The sequence below is a fragment of the Exiguobacterium sp. RIT341 genome (genome assembly GCF_000632205.1).
GTDB lineage: Bacteria > Bacillota > Bacilli > Exiguobacteriales > Exiguobacteriaceae > Exiguobacterium_A.
Genome location: NZ_JFYW01000001.1, coordinates 578,487 through 596,561 on the forward strand (window position 1 = coordinate 578,487; position 18,075 = coordinate 596,561).

Genomic DNA, 18,075 nt, shown 5'->3' on the forward strand with positions numbered 1-18,075 from the left:
GATATGATACATTAAATGTGACGAATTGTAAGTAAGAAAGAAAGGGGGAAATGACTTGCGTTTCAAACCATCCGACGTACAGCGGACACGAAGCGAGCAAGCGTATATCGACACGCTAATCGTGCCTTTGCTTCCGATCGGTTTCGATGAGGCGATGCATGCTTATGCGGAATGCGCAGACATGACATTGACGGTGGCGTCCGAAGTCGAACGCCAGCTATCTGGACGGGCGTTGCTCTTACCTGCCATGACCTACATCGATGTACCGTCGATCGAACAGTTGGAAGGATGGCGTCAAGCGGCTGCTTCCGGGCAATTCCGTTTCATCACCTTCATCACCGCTGATTTAAGGTGGAAGGAGACTGCCGCAGAAGAGATTATCTACGTGCCACGTCTAGCTCTTGAGACGATGAGTCGTGACCAACAAGGTCAGATGGTCGGGAATTTTGTTGGACAAGTTCTCGAACAGTTAGGAAACCGTTGGACCGCGCTATGAAGCGGTTGACGCAATGATTTTATTAAGATACTATTACCATGTGAGAAATTTGTGTGAAGTACTGTCGTCTTGGGGCACAGCGTACATCACAAGGGGGGATCGAGATGGCTCAAAACGGGTCTAACGTAACACGTCGTCAATTCTTGACGTATACATTGACAGGCGTCGGCGGTTTCATGGCTGCGACAATGGTCATGCCGATGGTCAACTTCGCAGTTGATCCAGTCCTGAAGAAATCAGGAGCAGGCGATAAAGTAAAAGTAATGAAGTTGTCGGATATCACGACAGAACCAAAACGGGTCGACTTCAAGAAACAAACGCAAGATGCGTGGTATGAGTTCGAAGAAACGTTGTCGGCTTGGGTGTTCAAAGATGATAAGGGAGAAATTTTGGCCCTTTCACCGATTTGTAAACACTTAGGTTGCCAAGTCAGCTTCGGCGCAGATCCAACGCACCCGGAGCAATTCTATTGCCCATGTCACTTCGGACGGTATACGAAGGATGGCACGAACGTACCTGGTACGCCTCCAACGAAACCACTCGATGAGTATGAAATGCAACAGAAAGATGGTTACCTCTACCTTGGTAAACCAGTCGAAAGAGGTGCGTAAGCGATGATGCAAAAAATCTATGATTGGATTGATGAGCGCGTTGATATTACGCCGCTCTGGCGAGACATCGCCGATCATGAAGTACCGGAGCACGTCAACCCGGCACATAACTTTTCAGCTTTCGTTTATTGTTTTGGCGGATTGACGTTCTTTACGATCGTCATCCAGATTCTTTCGGGGATGTTCTTGACGATGTATTATGTACCGGACATCATCAACGCACACGCGTCCGTCTACTATCTACAAAACGAAGTCGCACACGGACAAATCGTTCGTGGTATGCACCACTGGGGTGCGTCTGTCGTTATCGTAATGTTGTTCCTACATACATTACGTGTCTTCTTCACTGGTTCATACAAAAAACCACGTGAATTGAACTGGGTCGTCGGAGTTCTCTTGTTCTTCGTCGTCTTAGCTCTCGGTCTGACAGGATACCTATTGCCTTGGGACATGAAAGCGTTGTTCGCGACAAAAGTTACGATTCAGATTGCTGAAAGTATCCCGGTCATCGGTGGTATCGCGAAGACCCTCCTTGCGGGTGGAGAAATCGTCGGCGCAAGTACAATCGCTCGATTCTTTGCGATTCACGTCTTCTTCCTTCCTGCAGCATTGTTCGTCTTGCTCGGGGCCCACTTCATGATGATCCGTAAACAAGGGATCTCTGGACCACTTTAAACCGACTATCATCTAGACAACAAAAAAGGGGGAGAACACGATGCATCGTGGTAAAGGAATGAAATTCGTCACCGATTCACGGGTGTCGATCAATAACCGGATGCCGAACAAGTCAAAAGACTATTCGGAATATCCAGGTCGAACGGAAGCGTTCTGGCCGAACTTCTTACTTCGCGAATGGATGGTTGGAGCGGTCTTCTTGATCGGCTTCATGACTCTGACAATCGTAGAAGCAGCACCACTTCAAAACATTGCCGATCCGACGAATACGTCGTACATTCCACTTCCGGACTGGTACTTCCTATTCCTCTATCAGCTCTTGAAATACCAATTCGCTGCAGGTCCATACATCTTGATGGGAACAGTCATCCTTCCAGGTCTTGCGTTCACAGCACTTCTCGTCGCGCCATGGCTCGACCAAGGTCTTGAACGCCGTCCTGCGAAACGGCCAGTCGCCGTCAGCATGATGCTCCTCGCAGTCGTCTCGATCGTCTTCTTGACATGGGAATCTGTTCAAACGACACACTGGGATACCATCCACAAGCAAGGTGAGTTGACGATGAACGAAGGACCAAAAATTGATACATCGGCAAAAGGATATGAAATTTATTCGAACCAGTCATGTGTCAACTGTCATGGTAAGAACCTCGAAGGTGGAGCAGCAGCTCCAGCGCTCGTCGGAACGAAAAAGACTGAAAAAGAGATTTATGATATCGCAGTCAAAGGTGTCGGTTCGATGCCGGCTGGTCAGTTCAAAGGCTCAGATGCCGATCATAAAGAACTTGCGAAATTCATCGCTTCATACGGTGAAGGCGGCGAAAACAATAAATAAGCCAAAAGCCGGGGGAGCAATCCTCCGGCTTTTGTCGATGATGAGGTGAAACGATTGCAAGGAATATTTACTTTACTCCGTCATAAAGCCGTGCTTTGGATCGTCGGATTGATCAACTTAGCAGGCACCTTATACGGCTACTACTGGTATGAACCACAACTCGCGACATCGAAGTGGTACTTCTATCCGTTCATTCCGGATAGCCCAACCGCATCGCTGTTCTTTACGATCATCGTTTTTCTATGGATTTTCGGACGACGTTCCCGCTTGTTTGAAGCGCTCGCATTCGTGACATTGATCAAATATGGTGTCTGGGCGGTCGTCATGAATGCCTTGATGTTGAACGAACTCGGCACATCAAACGCCTACTTAACAACGATGGCACTGATGCTGATGGTGTCGCACGGAGCGATGGCGTTTCAGGCGTTGTTATTCAGTCCTTTGATGACATTTCGCATCAAGGAACTTGTTCTCGTTGCGATTTGGGTCGTTCATAACGATGTCGTCGATTATGTCCTTGGGCAATGGCCCCGGTACCCGGCGCTTGCAGAGCACATCAAATGGATCGGATACGGTTCTTTCTGGTTGACTGGATTATGTCTTTTGATGGGATATCTGTTTGTCGCACGCGATTCAATTGACAATAAGGTCGCTTGAACATAAAATAGACCTATAAACAAAAAAGAAAGGAACGATGTCTCGTGGCAAACTATTTGATTTATCTCGCGATCATCATGATCGTCCCGATTTGGGCTCAGATGCGGGTGCGGAGCACCTATAAAAAATATCAAGATGTTCCGATTCAGAGTGGGGTGACAGGAGCACAGGTCGCTGACTTCATCATGAAGCAGAACGGGATTACGAACGTCCGGCTCGAGCCGATTGGTGGAACGATGTCCGATCATTATGATCCGACAAATAAAGTCGTCCGGCTTTCAGAAGACGTCTATTACGGTTCGACGGTCTCAGCCGTTTCGATTGCGGCACACGAAATTGGTCACGTCATCCAAGATGCGACGGATTATAACATGATGCGTGTCCGGCACCGCATTGCACCTGTCGCCTCAATCACGTCGAACTTATCGTTCCCTCTGTTGTTGATTGGTCTATTCGCTGGGTTCACTGGTCTTGCGATGCTAGGTGTCGTCCTGATGCTTGGAGCGGTCATCTTCCAACTCGTCACGTTACCGGTCGAGTTCGATGCTTCGAACCGAGCAATGGCGCAATTGACAGATCACGGAATCATCGACGCGGAAGAAGAACGTGGTTCACGCCGTGTCTTGAACGCAGCCGCTTGGACATACGTCGCGGCAACACTCGTTGCCGTCGCCGAGTTCCTTCGTCTCGCACTAATCGTCTTCAACCCGTCAAGTGATGACTAAAACGAAAAACACGGATCGCTCAAACGAGCGATCCGTGTTTTTTACGTTTCTTTGATCGGAATCCGATTCTCATCGAACGTGAAACCTTCCCCCGTCACCTCATAGACATCATGCAAGGTGATGAAGGCATGCTGATCGACACTTTTAACGAGTGTCTTCAAGCGATTGATCTCGTTTCGAGCGACGACGACATATAATACTTCGAGGTCGCGTCCCGAGTATCCACCCTTCGCAATCAGACGGGTCGTACCTCGGTTCATCGTCGCATGGATGCCGTCCGCGATCTCCGTGCGGTGGTCACTGATGATCATCGCCGCTTTACCAGCGTAAGTGCCTTCTTGCATCCAATCGATGACACGGGCACCGACGTAGACGGCAAGTAACGTATACATTGCCTGCTTATAATCGAGATACGTCAAAGAAGCAACGATGACGAAGAAGTCAAAGACTAAGAACGTTCGACCGATCGACCAACCAAAGTAGCGTTTCGTCAGACGCGCGATGATATCGACACCACCCGTCGTTCCGCCATTGTTGAAGATGATTCCGAGTCCCACCCCGATGAACACACCTGCAAACAGGGCAGCAAGGACCATGTCTTCTCGTAAATCAATCACGAGTGGTGAATACTTCGCAATCACTCCGTACCAAAAGGAAAAACTGAATGTACCAATCAACGTATAGACGAACGTCGTTCGCCCTAAAATCTTATAGCTGACGAAAAAGAGAGGAACGTTCAGCACTAAGTTCGTGATCGATGGTGATAACCCGAACAGTCCTTTTAGAATCAGCGTGATTCCGGTGAAACCGCCCTCTGCCAATTCGTTTTGGACGTTAAAATGATAAATACCAAAAGCAAAGATGAATGACCCGACTAAAATCCAGAGAATGTTCTGAACCCGAATCGGAAACTGGAATGGAGGTGCCATTTCCGTGTGCTCCTTTCAAATCAAGACTCTTTCTCTAGGGTAACGGCACGGTCGGAAAAAGACTAGCTTTTCCTACGAAAATCAGTCGAAAAGTGATCAGTATGGTCATTCTGATCGATATTGCTTAGAATAGAGACGAATAGAAGTCATAAAGAGAGTGTGGTTTTATCATGAAAAAAGCAATTGGGATTCTCTGTTATCCATCAGTCGGCGGTAGTGGGGTTGTCGCGACTGAACTTGGTATGAAGCTAGCAGATCGTGGACATGACGTTCACTTTATTACATCGAGCATGCCGTTTCGGCTGACGGAATATCGACCAAACATCACGGTCCATTTGGTTGAGGTCAACCAGTATTCTGTTTTTAAATATCCACCCTATGACATTACGTTAGCGTCAAAAGTCGCAGAAATCATTGATTTATTCGATCTCGATGTGATCCACGCCCATTACGCTGTTCCGCATGCCGTTTGTGCAGAACTCGGACGAAACATGGCGAAGAAAAAAGGCGTCGCCGTCGTCACGACATTACATGGAACAGACATCACCGTCATCGGTCAGGACTTAGAGATGCAACCGGCCATTCGGTATGGTATCGAACAATCGGATGCGGTCACGGCTGTTTCTGAGAGTCTTGCGCTTGAGACGAATGCGACACTTAACGCCCATTACGACATCGATGTCATCGCGAACTCGATTGATGAGAGTGTCTATTATCCGATGCGGGATGAACGATTGAAGCGGCATTACGGTATCGAATCGGATGAAGTCGTCGTCATCCATATCTCGAACTTCCGACCGGTCAAACGAATTGACGATACAGTCGCGGCATTCGCAATCGCGGCAAAAGATCGGAAGATGCGTCTGTTGCTCGTCGGAGATGGTCCAGAGATGGGACAAACGAGACGGCGTGCGAAGGAACTTGGCATTGACGACAAAGTCATTTTCGCTGGTAAACAGGAACATGTCGCGCAGCTGCTCGCCATCAGTGACATTCATGTGTTGCTGTCGGAAAAAGAAGCGTTTGGACTCGTCGTCCTCGAGGCGATGGCAATTGGTGTCCCAAGTGTCGTCTCGACAGCAGGTGGATTACCAGAAGTCATTCAGGACGGCGTGACAGGATATATCGTTCCGACTTACGACGTTAAGGTCGCTGCGGCGCGCATCGGTGAACTTGCGGATGATCCGTTGTTACGAGAACGGATGGCAGAAGAGGGTATTCGCGATACTCGTCGTCGTTTTGATTCGAATGAGATCGTCCGTCGTTATGAACAAGTCTATGAACGGGTGTGTGCGCGTCATGAACTTGCTTGAAGGCGCGCATCATATCATTCAGACGATCGAACAAGCGGGTGGTGAGGCTTATATCGTTGGTGGTGCCGTTCGCGACATGTTACTCGACCGGACACCAGGAGACTATGATTTAGCGAGTTCGATGTTACCGGAACAGATCATCGACTTATTCCCTGTCGTCATTCCGACAGGGCTCGAGCATGGAACCGTAACGGTTGTTCTCAACCACGTACCGTACGAAATCACGACGTTCCGCTCGGAAGCAACCTATAGCGATCGTAGGCGACCGGATGCGGTGACGCTTGGCGTTAGTTTGGAAGAGGATTTGACCCGGCGTGATTTTACGATCAACGCGATGGCACTCAGACCATCCGGACGTGTGGATTTGTTCGGCGGAGCGCGCGACATCGAAGAGCGGATCATCCGCACGGTCGGTGAACCAGTCGAACGTTTTAATGAAGATGCACTCCGTATGATGCGGGCGTTCCGCTTTATGAGTCAACTTGATTTTTCGCTTGAGGAGACGACCGAGCAAGCAATCTTTGAACTCGCTCCGCATCTAGAGGCCGTTGCGATTGAGCGGATCGCGACCGAGTTTGAGAAACTCTTACTTGGTCCAGGGAAACAGCAGGCGTTACAGGCGATGCTCCGGACAGGGATCGAACGCTATCTACCCGGCATGACTTCAGAAATCGTCGAGAGACTCGCCAAGCAATCGTTTCGGGGTGTTTCAAAGGATGCCGTCTGGACACTCGTACTTGATGCCGGTCTAACGCGCGATCAATTGACACGCTGGAAACGATCGAAACATCAAATGCAGCTCGCTGTGCGTTTAGTCCCTCTGTTATACCGACCGTTACAGGACTGGGATCGTTATCAATTGTCGGATGAAGAACTGGCGATTCTGCGGGAGATGACTGGAATGGATTATCCGGATCGATCGGATTTACCGATTCGCGGTCGCAAAGAGCTCGCTGTTGACGGAAAAGACATGATTCGTCTTGGTCTTCGAAAGCAACAGATTAAAGAAGCACTCTTGCACTTGGAGTACAGCGTCGTCATACGGTCTTGTCCAAACGACCGAACGGTATTGATGAAGGAGGTAGAGCGATGGCACACACAGTCCGAGAACAAATCTTGATAGCACTGCGCAAGCGGACGTGGTATTCCGGACAGGAATTAGCGGAGACACTAAATATTTCACGTACCGCTATTTGGAAACATATGCAAACCTTAAAGGAAGAAGGATACCAGATCATCTCCAATAAAAAACAAGGCTATCAATTGGTCGATGAAGGTGACTTGTTGACACCGATTGCAATTGAGCACGGATTAACAACAGTGCGTTTCGGTCGACACATCCTTCATTTCGAAGAACTGGACACGACGCAACGGATCGCACATGAACAAGCACAACAGCAGGCGCAGGAGGGAACACTTGTCGTATGTGATCATCAGACGAATGGTCGCGGACAACTGGGACGGACTTGGCATGAGGCGAAGAATGAGGGGATCGCGATGAGTTTGCTCGTCCGCCCGGATGTACCGATGCACCAAGCGGGACAATTGACGCTCGTAGCAGGTATTGCGCTTGCGCAGTCTCTCCGGACATTCGATGTTCCGGTTACAATCAAATGGCCGAATGATATCTTGATCAACGGTCGCAAGGTAGCTGGCATCTTAACAGAGATGCAGACCGAGGCAGACCGGATCAGTTCAGTCATCATCGGCATCGGAATCAACGTGCATCATGAACAGTTTCCGGAAGGGATCAAAGATCGTGCTACCTCACTTGTCCGAGAATCAGGAAGAACTTTCCGACGTGCGGAAGTCGTCGCAGCTTTTTTGAATCGATTTGAACGACTATATACGCAGTGGGTCGAGCTAGGGTTCGGACCTTTCGTATTCGAATGGGAAACACTCGCTGATCGCCTACATGAACAAGTGACGCTACGGACACGTCAAGCGACCGCTTCCGGAACATTGCTCGGTATTGACGAGACGGGAACGATCCGGATTGAGACGAATGCAGGCGAGACCCGTTTCCATTCGGCAGAGCTGATTTACTGGGAAAAAGAATGAAGATTTGAATCAGACGGTTTGCAGAGAGCTTTTCCCGTCATGTATAATAAAGCCACGGATGGTATCCGCTCGTCGGAATCATACCGAATTGACAGGTGCCAGTTTTAGCTGTTTCAACTGCCTTGATCTTAACGGACAGGGACAGAAGGACGATATTCAATTATTCCGCCTTCTTTTCCGCATGCGTTTATTTTGGAGAAGAAGGCGTTTTCCTTTTGTCCTCCCTACACACGTAAGGAGAGAACACGATGCACACAATGGGTCCATTATTAAAAAAACAACAAGCTGGAGAGAAGCTCGTCATGTTGACGGCATATGATTATCCTTCAGCAAAATTATCAGAGGCAGCAGGGGTCGATATGTTACTCGTCGGGGACTCCCTCGGAAACGTCATTCTCGGCTATGACTCAACGATTGCCGTCACGGTCGACGACATGGTCCACCATGCGCGTGCTGTTCGCCGCGGCGCACCACAGACGTTCATGATCGTCGATATGCCGTTCGCAAGCTATCATGGTTCATTTGATCGCACGCTTGAATCAGCGGCCCGTATTTTCCAAGAATCACAGGCGGATGCTTTGAAACTAGAAGGGGCAGGGGAGATCTTAAAAACGATTCGTCGTTTGACGGACGCTGGGATGCCTTGCGTCGCACATCTCGGACTAACACCACAATCCGTTGGAGTTCTTGAAGGATTCAAGGTCCAAGGGAAATCACTAGAAGCAGCCGAACAACTGATTGCAGATAGTTTGGAAGCAGAGCGTGCCGGAGCGAAAATGCTTGTCCTTGAGTGTGTGCCGCATCCGCTCGCGAAACGAATTCAAGAGCTCCTCTCGATTCCCGTCATCGGCATCGGAGCCGGTGCAGATGTCGCCGGTCAAGTACTTGTCTATCATGATATCTTGACGTATGGCGTCGGACGTTTACCGAAGTTCGTCAAAGCGTATACGGACTGGAATACTTCAGGAACAGAAGCAATCGCTGCTTACGTCAAAGATGTCAAAGCCGGTGCCTTCCCTGAACTTGCACATTCGTTCCAGATGGACGAGGAACTGATCGGTGCGCTTTATGGAGGAAACAAGGAATGAAGATTGTTCAAGATATTCAGACGTTACGAGAACGTCTAGCGGGAGCCGGTTCAATCGGATTTGTACCGACGATGGGATTCCTGCACGAAGGGCATGCCTCATTGCTAAAACAAGCACGACAAGAGAATGATGTCGTCGTCTTAAGTATTTTCGTCAACCCGACACAATTCGGACCAAACGAAGATTTGGATCGTTATCCACGAGACGCGGAACGCGATCAGAAGATCGCGGAGGCAGAAGGTGTCGATTATCTGTTTTATCCGACGAACGAGACGATGTATCCGCTTGATATGGCACGGGTCACAGTACGGTCTGGTGATGATGTCTTATGCGGCGCATCGCGACCAGGACATTTTGACGGTGTCTTGACGGTCGTCAGTAAGCTGTTGAACGTCGTCCGTCCAACCCGTGCATATTTCGGCTTAAAGGATGCACAACAGCTCGCCTTGATTGAAGCGTACGTCGCTGATTACTTCGTTCCGGTTGAAATCGTCCGTTGCCCAATCATTCGCGAAGCGGATGGTCTAGCGAAATCGTCACGAAATGTCTATCTTTCGGAGACGGAACGCACGCAAGCACCGGGAATTCAACAGGCGTTGCAACAAGCGAAACAAGCACTCGATCAAGGAGTGCCTGTTGAAAAGGTTCTCGAACAGACGCGCGCAGCACTTCAATTTGAGGGGACGACGATTGATTACGTCGAAGCTGTCGACTATCCATCACTACGACCTGCCACTGAACAAACGACTACGATTCTCTTAGCTGTTGCCGTGCAGTTCGCATCGGCACGCTTAATCGATAATTTACTATATACGAGAGGAGTATGACGATGTTACGCACATTCATGCACGCTAAACTACACAAGGCCCGGGTCACCGAGGCAAACTTACACTACGTTGGTTCCATTACGATTGATGAGGATTTACTCGATGCTGTCGGGATCCTTGAAAATGAAAAAGTCCAAGTGACGAACAATCAGAACGGTGCGCGGATTGAAACGTATGCGATTAAAGGGGCTCGCGGCTCAGGTGTCATCTGTTTGAACGGTGCTGCAGCACGCCATTTTCAAGTCGGAGATGAGGTCATTATCATGGCGTATGCGCAATTGTCGACGGAAGAAATTGCGACACATGTCCCAAAAGTGGCTGTTCTAAATGAGCAGAATGACATCAAACAAATGTTGTCTCAAGAAATCGCCCACACGATCTTATGAAATTTTAGAGACCCGATTATGTCAGCGGGTCTCTTTTTTGTTAAGATGAAGAATGAGATGCCATCCAATCATGGATAGGATGGATTAAAGGTGGAGGATCAGTGTTGAAGAAAAAGTACGTCGTAGTCGACCTGGAAACGACAGGTCATTCCATAAAGGCTGGCGATGAGATGATTGAGATCGGAATGGCGGTCATTGAAGATGGACAGTTGACAGAACAACTGTCTGCATTCGTCCGTCCGACCCAACCGATTCCTCCATTCATTTCCCAGTTGACGGGCATCACGGATAAAGATGTCAAAGATGCCGAGACGTTCGATGTCATCGCACCACGAGTTTTATCATTGCTCGATGGTGGCGTCTTCGTCGCACATAATGTGCAGTTCGATTTAAACTTCTTAAACGATGCGTTAGAAGAAGAAGGATACTTGCCGTACACAGGTCCCGTCATTGATACGGTAGAACTTGCGCGAATCTTACTTCCAACAGCAGAAAGCCATGCGTTGTCGCATCTGTCAGAATCATTGCATCTTGCTCATCAAGAAGCACATCGGGCAGGAAGTGATGCTTCGGCGACGGCTGAATTGTTACTTGAACTACTCAAGCGACTACATACGTTGCCGCTCGAGACATTAAAACATCTCAGACGGTTATCACCACGTCTATTTAGTGCCATCGAAGAGGAAATCGACCATGCGATTCGTTTAGTCGGCATCGAAGAGGATGAGCGATTCGATCGTTTTCGTAAAATCGCTTTGAAAAAGCGTCAGACAATAGAACGTTTGTCACATCCGCCCATTCTTGAACCGTTCGGACCGTTCGTTGATGAATTGAATGCCGTGACGTTCCCTCGTCTATTCGAAGGATATGAAGAGCGACGTGGGCAGCTCGAGATGATGCGTCATGTCTATCAGTCGCTCGATCAAGAAACGCCGTTACTTGTCGAAGCGGGAACAGGGACCGGGAAATCGCTCGGTTATCTCGTGCCTGCAGCGCACTACGCGCTCGAACACGAAGTGCCGATTGTCGTCAGTACACACACGATTCAATTACAGGAGCAACTGTTTGCGCGTGATTTACCGCTATTGCGTCAATTGTTCGATACGCCGGTCCAGATTGCATTGCTTAAAGGACGAAGTAACTATATCGATTTACGGAAATTCGAATTTTTCTTGAATGATCAAGAGGATGTCTATAATTTTACGCTCGCAAAAGCGATTCTTCTCGTATGGTTGACGGAGACGGAAACAGGAGATTTAGAGGAAGTCAGCTTACCGGGTGGTGCAGCGCAAGGCAATATCGGAATCAAGCAATTGATTCAATCCGATAGTCAATCGCAGCTTGGACGGTTTGATCCCTGGTACAGTCGGGACTTCTTCCAGCATGCGATTCGCCAAGCGAAAGATGCGACGATTATCGTCACTAACCATGCGTTGTTGTTTAGTGATCTGCAGTTCGAAGCAGGGGTCTTACCGAAAGGAAGCCCGTTGATTCTCGACGAGGCACACCAAATCGAAGAAGTCGCGAGCCATCATTTTGGTCTCGTTTTTGATGGTCATACGTTTGATCGTCTGTTCCGCCAACTCGGGTATTCATCTGACAAAAAATTATTGCACCGTTTGCTTGATCTGTCGGAAGAATGGGATATTGCCGAGATGGTTGAAGCCCATAGTGAGACGGTCGATGAAGCACTGACGACGTTGCTCGAAGAAGCAGACGGCCTACTGATGATCGTTCAAGCATATGGGCTCGAACTGGCTTCCCGCAAAGCACGACGGGAAGGAATGGTCAGCATTCGCTTTAAGCGACTCGATCGTTCGATGCGTGCCGTCCAAGAGAGTGCCAAGCGGGTTGAATTGGTGTTGCGACGTTTGCGTCAAGCAATTCGTGCGATTCATAAACTGTTCCATGAACATCGGGAGCAAATGAGTTATCGGGAGCGTTCGCTCGTCGCGGATTTAAAAGCGATCACGGCACAAATCGAAGAAGCAGAGCTCGCGATCTTCGAGACGATGCTTGCTCCGCACGATGAGACGGTATCTTGGATCGAGACGTCCGTTAAGAACCGAAAGCTAACACGCGTATACACACAACCAATTGACATTTCAGAGCGATTACGACGCGATGTCTTTTCAAAACGCACGTGTATCCTGACGTCTGCGACGTTGACTGTCTCGAACAAATTCCAATTCATTGAGAACCGATTAGGACTCGATGCTTTTGAGACTCGTCGTTTCGTCGTGCCGTCGCCGTTCGGATATGCCGATAATGTGCGACTGATGATTCCGACGGATCTCCCACTCTTACAGGATGTGCCATTGCCAGAATTCGCGGAGACGATTGCGGAAGCAATCTTACAAATCGCAGAGGTGACGGAGGGACGGATGCTTGTCTTATTTACCTCGAACGACTTGCTACGACTGACGCATGAGGCGACGAAGCCGTTGCTGCCAGACCGGTTTACATTACTCTCGCAAGGGGTCACGCAAGGTTCACGGCAACGACTGATGAAACAGTTCAAGCAACTCGATGCCTGTATCTTGTTCGGGACGGCTAGTTTTTGGGAAGGGGTCGATATCCCGGGAGATGATCTCAGTTGTCTCGTCATCGTCCGCCTACCATTCGCGCCACCAGATCAACCAATTGTCCAAGCACGCTCGGAACGGATCGAAAAACTCGGAAAATCATCATTTTTCGAATACAGCCTACCGCAAGCAATCATTCGCTTTAAACAAGGGTTTGGTCGCTTGATCCGGACGACGAACGATCGTGGTGTTGTCTTCGTGCTCGATCGCCGGATTGAGACGACGCGATACGGAAAACGATTCGTTACGAGTCTGCCGAAAGTGCCTGTTTTATCAAAACCGCTTGATGAACTGACCGCAGAACTTGAATTGTTCTTGAATGATGGCGATTGAGTCTATTCAGATAAACCCTATCGCATTATAATAGATAGAGAAAAATGAGGGAGGACATACAGATGGATTCAAAAATTGAAACACTTGCGACCGTCAAAGTGAACCGCCATGACGATACGTATAAAATCGTCGACTTATTGAACCGGACGCTGAAAACGGAAGATTTAATGTTCGGTCTTGCTCTCGATGAAAAAGACAAGGAGCAGATGGTTTTCACCATCTATCGCACATGAAGTGGAAAGTCACGCTTGGTCTACTGAGTGCACTCCTCATCTTGGCTGTTCTTGGAACAGCTGTTTATCAGGTGACGATCGCTGAGGCAAAAGACCGAGAACAGAGCGTCGCGGAACAAGCAGAGACGCGTCTGAAAAAAGAACTAAAGCCGACAGACGTCCGGTTCGAATCTGTCTTTAGCGGAAAACGCCAATATGTCGTTTTTACGATGAAGCAGAGTGGACAGGCGGTACGGGCGTTTGTTCCGGAAAAAGGAACGATTGAGACACGACCGGTTGCTGATGGTATTGCCATTAAAACGGTCATCGCGGATCATCCGGAACTCGGAGATATCGTGTCTGCTAAATACGGTTTTGAGGACCGTGCTGTCATCGAGATCGTTTCAAAGACGAAGACAGGCTATGATTATTCGTATTACACATATCAAGAAGGATCTTTTATCAAAAGATTACGAATTAAGTAAAGGGAGTGGGCGACATGTTATCGAAACGCGTACGACAATTGACACCATCTACGACTCTAGCCATCACTGCGAAAGCTAAGGCACTACGTGAAGAAGGTCAAGACATCATCGGTTTAGGTGCGGGAGAGCCCGACTTCAATACACCGGAATTCATCATTCAAGCAGCATTCGAGGCAGCAGAAGCAGGCGATACGAAATACACGCCGTCTGGCGGAACGGTTGCCTTGAAGGATGCGATCATTGAAAAAACACGCCGTGACTTATGGATGCCATATGAACGTTCAGAAGTCATGGTCGCTTCTGGCGCAAAGCATGCGCTCTCGACATTGTTCCAAGCAATTCTCGACCCAGGCGATGAAGTCATCGTCCCAGCACCATACTGGGTCAGTTATCCAGAGCAAATTAAACTCAGTGACGGTGTCCCTGTCATTCTCGAGACGGACGAATCGTCTCGCTTCAAAGTGACACGGGAATTGCTCGAGCAACATATCACTCCGAAGACGAAAGCACTTGTCTTGAATTCACCATCGAATCCGACGGGGATGGTTTATTCGAAAGAAGAGCTTGAGATGGTAGCAGATGTTGCAATCAAGCACGATTTACTCGTCATCAGTGACGAGATTTATGAAAAGTTGCTCTATAACGGTGTGACACATATCTCGATCGCGTCCTTACCAGAAATGCGCGAACGGACGGTCATCATCAATGGTGTCTCAAAATCACATGCGATGACAGGCTGGCGGATCGGGTATGCGATTGGACCTAAAGATATCATCGCAGCGATGACGAACTTAGCGAGCCATTCAACGTCGAATCCGACATCGATTGCGCAAGCAGCATCGGTTGCTGCGTATGCAGAGGGTGATGCACCGGTCGAAGCGATGCGTGTCATCTTTGAAGAACGACTTGAAAAAATCTACGCACGACTCATCGAGATTAAAGGATTGACGTGTCTGAAGCCGGAAGGGGCATTTTACTTGTTCCCACATGCAAAGCACGCTGCTGAGATGTGTGGATTCGATAATGTCGATGACTGGTGTACAGCTGTTTTATCTGAAGCGAAGGTTGCCTTGATTCCAGGTTCAGGATTTGGTGCACCGGACTATGTCCGCCTATCTTATGCAACGGATCCGGCACGTGTCTTAGAGGCACTCGACCGGATTGAAGGATTCATCACGGCCCATACAGCCGTTTAATAGAGAGAGGATGTTGACTGTTGAAAACAATGATTCGGGATGTAAATAAATATGTAGGAGAAGAAGTGACGATTGGGTGTTGGTTAGCAAACAAACGCTCGAGTGGTAAAATCGCCTTCCTCCAACTTCGGGATGGCTCTGGATTCATGCAGGGTGTCGTCGTTAAAGAAACGGTCGGCGAAGACTTATTTAAACAAGCAAAAGGCTTAACACAGGAATCGTCACTTTGGGTAACAGGTGTCATCAAATCAGATGGCGGTCGGACAGCGATCGGTCATGAAATGGAAATTTCAAAAATCGAAGTCATCCATGAAGCGATCGATTATCCGATTACACCAAAAGCACACGGAACGGATTTCTTGATGGATAACCGTCACCTCTGGTTACGTTCAAAGCGTCAGCATGCGGTCATGGTCGTTCGGAATGAATTGATTCGTGCGACGTACGAATTTTTCAACCAAGAAGGATTCATCAAAGTGGATCCGCCAATCTTAACAGGTAGTGCGCCAGAAGGAACAACAGAATTGTTCCATACGAAATATTTCGATGAAGATGCATACCTTTCACAATCTGGTCAGCTCTACATGGAAGCGGCAGCAATGGCACTTGGAAAGGTCTTCTCGTTCGGTCCGACGTTCCGTGCTGAAAAATCAAAAACACGTCGTCACTTGATCGAATTCTGGATGATGGAGCCGGAGATGGCATTCCACGATCACGAGATGAACCTCGAAGTCCAAGAAAATTACGTCTCGCACCTCGTGCAATCGGCACTGAAGAACTGCCGTGCGGAGCTTGAGTTGCTTGGACGTGACTTGACGGTCCTTGAAAACATTAAAGCACCGTTCCCACGCGTCAAGTATACAGAAGCAATCGACATGCTCAAAGAGCAAGGATTCGACGATATCGAATTCGGGGATGATTTTGGTGCACCACATGAGACAGCGATCGCAAACAGCTTTGCGCGCCCTGTCTTCATCACGCATTGGCCAAAAGCAATTAAGCCGTTCTACATGAAAGAAGATCCGGAAAACCCAGATTTCGTTTTATGTGATGATTTGATTGCCCCTGAAGGATACGGGGAAATCGTCGGTGGTTCACAACGTGAAGAAGATCATGACAAACTTCTCGCTGAGATGAAGAAACATGGTCTTGATGAGACGGGTGCCTATAAATGGTATCTTGAAACACGTCAATACGGTTCTGTTCCACACAGTGGCTTCGGTCTTGGTTTGGAGCGGACAGTTGCTTGGATTACAGGCGTCGAGCACGTTCGGGAAACGATTCCGTTCCCACGTCTGCTGAACCGCCTCTATCCATAAGCAGTAAGGAAAAACATCGACCCATCGTCTCGACGGGTCGATTTCTTGTTTAGACTAGAGAATCGAGGAATTACGATGAATCATAATTTAGTGCAATTATTCGAGGAAGGGACGGTCGTCTTACCAAAACGATTGTTCACAGAGGCGAAACGATTAGGTATCAGTTTTGTCGAGTTCACGTTAATTGGTCAACTGTTTGCCTGTCGGGCAGAGGGCATGGAGATGCCGTCACCGGAAGAGTTAAGTAATCGACTTGGACTATCCGAGACGGAAACAATCGAGACGACACTCGGTTTATTACAAAAAGGATTACTAGCGATGGAGAACGTCAACGGATCAGAACGTTATTCGCTTGTGCCGCTTTACGAAAAACTGATGGCACCACCGGAACAGGAAGCACCGAACTTTGATACAATCAACCCATCCGTCTTCCAACAATTCGAGCGGGAACTCGGGATGATGTCACCGTTTCAGATGGAGCAAATCATTCAGTGGTTGACGATCGAGAACATTTCGGAAGAGCTGGTACTTGCCGCACTTCGAGAAGCGGTCTATCATAACGTTCGCAAGATGACTTATATCAATCAAATTTTACGAACATGGGAACGCGAAGGCATCAAGACACTTGAGGATCTTGCCGGGCGAGGAGGCTGAGTAGATGTTACGGAAAGCAGAAATCAATCGGATTGAAGCGACGTTAGAAGAGATGTTTCCGGATGCATTTTGCGAGTTGATTCACCGCAATCCGTTTGAACTGGTCGTCGCGGTCGCACTGAGTGCGCAAGCGACCGACGTACTCGTCAATCAGGTGACGCCTGGATTATTTGCTGCGTATCCGGATCCTGCTTCACTTGCTGCGGCACCGGTTGAGGAAATCGAGGACAAGATCAAACGACTTGGATTATACCGGAATAAAGCAAAAAACATCAAGGCACTGGCGGCACAACTTCTTGCGCAACACGACGGTGAAGTCCCGACGGAACGAGCCGGACTTGAAGCATTACCTGGTGTCGGGCGTAAAACGGCGAACGTCGTCTTGTCTGTCGCCTTCGATGTCCCGGCATTTGCGGTTGATACACATGTCGAGCGCGTCTCGAAACGTCTCGGAATCTGTCGGTGGAAGGATAATGTCACACAGGTTGAAGCGACACTCATGCGCCGTTTCAAACGAGAACGTTGGTCAAAACTCCATCATCAATTCATCTTCTTTGGACGTTATCACTGTAAGGCACAACGTCCGAACTGTGAAGCTTGCCCGTTACTCGACATGTGTCGAGAAGGGAAAAAGCGGACAAAAGGATTAGCGACACCATAAAAAAAGTGGATCCCTATCGGATCCACTTTT

At 48.6% G+C, this 18,075-nt stretch carries 21 protein-coding genes; 19 read left to right on the forward strand and 2 right to left on the reverse strand.

Annotated features, from left to right (window positions below):
- Positions 1 to 55: 55 nt before the first annotated feature.
- The 6 genes from BW42_RS02885 (at position 56) to BW42_RS02910 (ending at position 3,996) form a co-directional block, all read left to right on the forward strand.
- Complete coding sequence (locus BW42_RS02885) at positions 56 to 496, forward strand: DUF2487 family protein (protein ID WP_035407181.1); 441 nt, start codon at positions 56 to 58, stop codon at positions 494 to 496.
- A gap of 104 nt (positions 497 to 600) precedes the next feature.
- Positions 601 to 1,107, forward strand: a complete 507-nt coding sequence (locus BW42_RS02890; RefSeq protein WP_035396830.1) for a ubiquinol-cytochrome c reductase iron-sulfur subunit — start codon at positions 601 to 603, stop codon at positions 1,105 to 1,107.
- Between the two features lie 3 nt (positions 1,108 to 1,110).
- Positions 1,111 to 1,782 (forward strand): menaquinol-cytochrome c reductase cytochrome b subunit, encoded by a 672-nt coding sequence (qcrB, locus tag BW42_RS02895; RefSeq protein ID WP_012370658.1) that lies wholly within the window; start codon positions 1,111 to 1,113, stop codon positions 1,780 to 1,782.
- A gap of 40 nt (positions 1,783 to 1,822) precedes the next feature.
- Positions 1,823 to 2,614 carry a menaquinol-cytochrome c reductase cytochrome b/c subunit gene (locus BW42_RS02900; protein ID WP_035407183.1) on the forward strand — a complete coding sequence of 264 codons (792 nt, stop codon included), beginning with the start codon at positions 1,823 to 1,825 and terminating at the stop codon, positions 2,612 to 2,614.
- Between the two features lie 54 nt (positions 2,615 to 2,668).
- A complete protein-coding gene (locus BW42_RS02905; RefSeq protein WP_035407193.1) occupies positions 2,669 to 3,271 on the forward strand; it encodes a DUF1405 domain-containing protein in 603 nt (200 codons plus the stop codon).
- A gap of 44 nt (positions 3,272 to 3,315) precedes the next feature.
- Entirely contained in the window at positions 3,316 to 3,996 is a 681-nt protein-coding gene (locus BW42_RS02910; RefSeq protein ID WP_035407205.1) for a zinc metallopeptidase, read from the forward strand.
- Between the two features lie 41 nt (positions 3,997 to 4,037).
- Here BW42_RS02910 and BW42_RS02915 read toward each other — a convergent pair whose 3' ends face one another.
- Positions 4,038 to 4,925, reverse strand: a complete 888-nt coding sequence (locus BW42_RS02915; RefSeq protein ID WP_035407218.1) for a YitT family protein — start codon at positions 4,923 to 4,925, stop codon at positions 4,038 to 4,040.
- A gap of 170 nt (positions 4,926 to 5,095) precedes the next feature.
- Between BW42_RS02915 and bshA the strand changes: the two genes are divergently transcribed.
- The 3 genes from bshA to BW42_RS02930 are packed head-to-tail and all read left to right on the forward strand — an operon-like array spanning position 5,096 to position 8,299.
- Positions 5,096 to 6,238, forward strand: a complete 1,143-nt coding sequence (gene bshA / locus BW42_RS02920; RefSeq protein ID WP_035407220.1) for an N-acetyl-alpha-D-glucosaminyl L-malate synthase BshA — start codon at positions 5,096 to 5,098, stop codon at positions 6,236 to 6,238.
- Positions 6,225 to 7,358, forward strand: coding sequence for a CCA tRNA nucleotidyltransferase (locus BW42_RS02925; RefSeq protein ID WP_035407222.1), 1,134 nt, complete (start codon positions 6,225 to 6,227; stop codon positions 7,356 to 7,358). The genes bshA and BW42_RS02925 overlap by 14 nt, the downstream gene beginning before the upstream one ends.
- Complete coding sequence (locus BW42_RS02930; RefSeq protein WP_035407224.1) at positions 7,328 to 8,299, forward strand: biotin--[acetyl-CoA-carboxylase] ligase; 972 nt, start codon at positions 7,328 to 7,330, stop codon at positions 8,297 to 8,299. The genes BW42_RS02925 and BW42_RS02930 overlap by 31 nt, the downstream gene beginning before the upstream one ends.
- A 37-nt stretch (positions 8,300 to 8,336) precedes the next feature.
- On the opposite strand, the gene BW42_RS16620 is transcribed toward BW42_RS02930, so the two are convergent.
- Positions 8,337 to 8,459: a hypothetical protein gene (locus BW42_RS16620; RefSeq protein ID WP_255344361.1), complete on the reverse strand. Its 123-nt coding sequence runs from the start codon at positions 8,457 to 8,459 to the stop codon at positions 8,337 to 8,339.
- Between the two features lie 88 nt (positions 8,460 to 8,547).
- Here BW42_RS16620 and panB point away from each other — a divergent pair, with 88 nt between their 5' ends.
- The 10 genes from panB (at position 8,548) to nth (ending at position 18,045) form a co-directional block, all read left to right on the forward strand.
- On the forward strand, positions 8,548 to 9,387 hold the full coding sequence (gene panB / locus BW42_RS02935; RefSeq protein ID WP_035407228.1) for a 3-methyl-2-oxobutanoate hydroxymethyltransferase: 840 nt from the start codon (positions 8,548 to 8,550) through the stop codon (positions 9,385 to 9,387).
- Entirely contained in the window at positions 9,384 to 10,214 is an 831-nt protein-coding gene (gene panC, locus BW42_RS02940) for a pantoate--beta-alanine ligase (protein ID WP_035407239.1), read from the forward strand. The genes panB and panC overlap by 4 nt, the downstream gene beginning before the upstream one ends.
- A gap of 2 nt (positions 10,215 to 10,216) precedes the next feature.
- The gene (panD, locus tag BW42_RS02945; protein WP_029341994.1) at positions 10,217 to 10,600 is read left to right on the forward strand and encodes an aspartate 1-decarboxylase; all 384 of its coding nucleotides are present in this window, start codon (positions 10,217 to 10,219) and stop codon (positions 10,598 to 10,600) included.
- Between the two features lie 101 nt (positions 10,601 to 10,701).
- Positions 10,702 to 13,518: an ATP-dependent DNA helicase DinG gene (gene dinG, locus BW42_RS02950; RefSeq protein WP_231496843.1), complete on the forward strand. Its 2,817-nt coding sequence runs from the start codon at positions 10,702 to 10,704 to the stop codon at positions 13,516 to 13,518.
- 62 nt (positions 13,519 to 13,580) lie between these two features.
- Complete coding sequence (locus BW42_RS16110; RefSeq protein ID WP_012370646.1) at positions 13,581 to 13,751, forward strand: YpmA family protein; 171 nt, start codon at positions 13,581 to 13,583, stop codon at positions 13,749 to 13,751.
- Positions 13,748 to 14,215: a hypothetical protein gene (locus BW42_RS02955; protein ID WP_035407242.1), complete on the forward strand. Its 468-nt coding sequence runs from the start codon at positions 13,748 to 13,750 to the stop codon at positions 14,213 to 14,215. The genes BW42_RS16110 and BW42_RS02955 overlap by 4 nt, the downstream gene beginning before the upstream one ends.
- A 14-nt stretch (positions 14,216 to 14,229) precedes the next feature.
- Positions 14,230 to 15,411: a pyridoxal phosphate-dependent aminotransferase gene (locus BW42_RS02960; RefSeq protein ID WP_035407245.1), complete on the forward strand. Its 1,182-nt coding sequence runs from the start codon at positions 14,230 to 14,232 to the stop codon at positions 15,409 to 15,411.
- 20 nt (positions 15,412 to 15,431) lie between these two features.
- Positions 15,432 to 16,730 carry an asparagine--tRNA ligase gene (gene asnS / locus BW42_RS02965; RefSeq protein WP_035407248.1) on the forward strand — a complete coding sequence of 433 codons (1,299 nt, stop codon included), beginning with the start codon at positions 15,432 to 15,434 and terminating at the stop codon, positions 16,728 to 16,730.
- 75 nt (positions 16,731 to 16,805) lie between these two features.
- Positions 16,806 to 17,384, forward strand: coding sequence for a DnaD domain-containing protein (locus BW42_RS02970; RefSeq protein ID WP_023468616.1), 579 nt, complete (start codon positions 16,806 to 16,808; stop codon positions 17,382 to 17,384).
- 4 nt (positions 17,385 to 17,388) lie between these two features.
- Positions 17,389 to 18,045 (forward strand): endonuclease III, encoded by a 657-nt coding sequence (gene nth, locus BW42_RS02975; RefSeq protein WP_035407250.1) that lies wholly within the window; start codon positions 17,389 to 17,391, stop codon positions 18,043 to 18,045.
- Positions 18,046 to 18,075: the final 30 nt, after the last annotated feature.

Excerpts from the sequence above, each read along its gene's own strand:
- BW42_RS02890 (WP_035396830.1), top strand. The coding sequence starts at position 601 with ATGGCTCAAAACGGGTCTAACGTAACACGTCGTCAATTCTTGACGTAT.
- qcrB (WP_012370658.1), top strand. The coding sequence starts at position 1,111 with ATGATGCAAAAAATCTATGATTGGATTGATGAGCGCGTTGATATTACG.
- BW42_RS02900 (WP_035407183.1), top strand. The coding sequence starts at position 1,823 with ATGCATCGTGGTAAAGGAATGAAATTCGTCACCGATTCACGGGTGTCG.
- BW42_RS02915 (WP_035407218.1), bottom strand. The coding sequence starts at position 4,925 with ATGGCACCTCCATTCCAGTTTCCGATTCGGGTTCAGAACATTCTCTGG.
- bshA (WP_035407220.1), top strand. The coding sequence starts at position 5,096 with ATGAAAAAAGCAATTGGGATTCTCTGTTATCCATCAGTCGGCGGTAGT.
- BW42_RS02925 (WP_035407222.1), top strand. The coding sequence starts at position 6,225 with ATGAACTTGCTTGAAGGCGCGCATCATATCATTCAGACGATCGAACAA.
- BW42_RS02930 (WP_035407224.1), top strand. The coding sequence starts at position 7,328 with ATGGCACACACAGTCCGAGAACAAATCTTGATAGCACTGCGCAAGCGG.
- panB (WP_035407228.1), top strand. The coding sequence starts at position 8,548 with ATGCACACAATGGGTCCATTATTAAAAAAACAACAAGCTGGAGAGAAG.
- panC (WP_035407239.1), top strand. The coding sequence starts at position 9,384 with ATGAAGATTGTTCAAGATATTCAGACGTTACGAGAACGTCTAGCGGGA.
- panD (WP_029341994.1), top strand. The coding sequence starts at position 10,217 with ATGTTACGCACATTCATGCACGCTAAACTACACAAGGCCCGGGTCACC.
- BW42_RS16110 (WP_012370646.1), top strand. The coding sequence starts at position 13,581 with ATGGATTCAAAAATTGAAACACTTGCGACCGTCAAAGTGAACCGCCAT.
- BW42_RS02955 (WP_035407242.1), top strand. The coding sequence starts at position 13,748 with ATGAAGTGGAAAGTCACGCTTGGTCTACTGAGTGCACTCCTCATCTTG.
- BW42_RS02960 (WP_035407245.1), top strand. The coding sequence starts at position 14,230 with ATGTTATCGAAACGCGTACGACAATTGACACCATCTACGACTCTAGCC.
- BW42_RS02970 (WP_023468616.1), top strand. The coding sequence starts at position 16,806 with ATGAATCATAATTTAGTGCAATTATTCGAGGAAGGGACGGTCGTCTTA.
- nth (WP_035407250.1), top strand. The coding sequence starts at position 17,389 with ATGTTACGGAAAGCAGAAATCAATCGGATTGAAGCGACGTTAGAAGAG.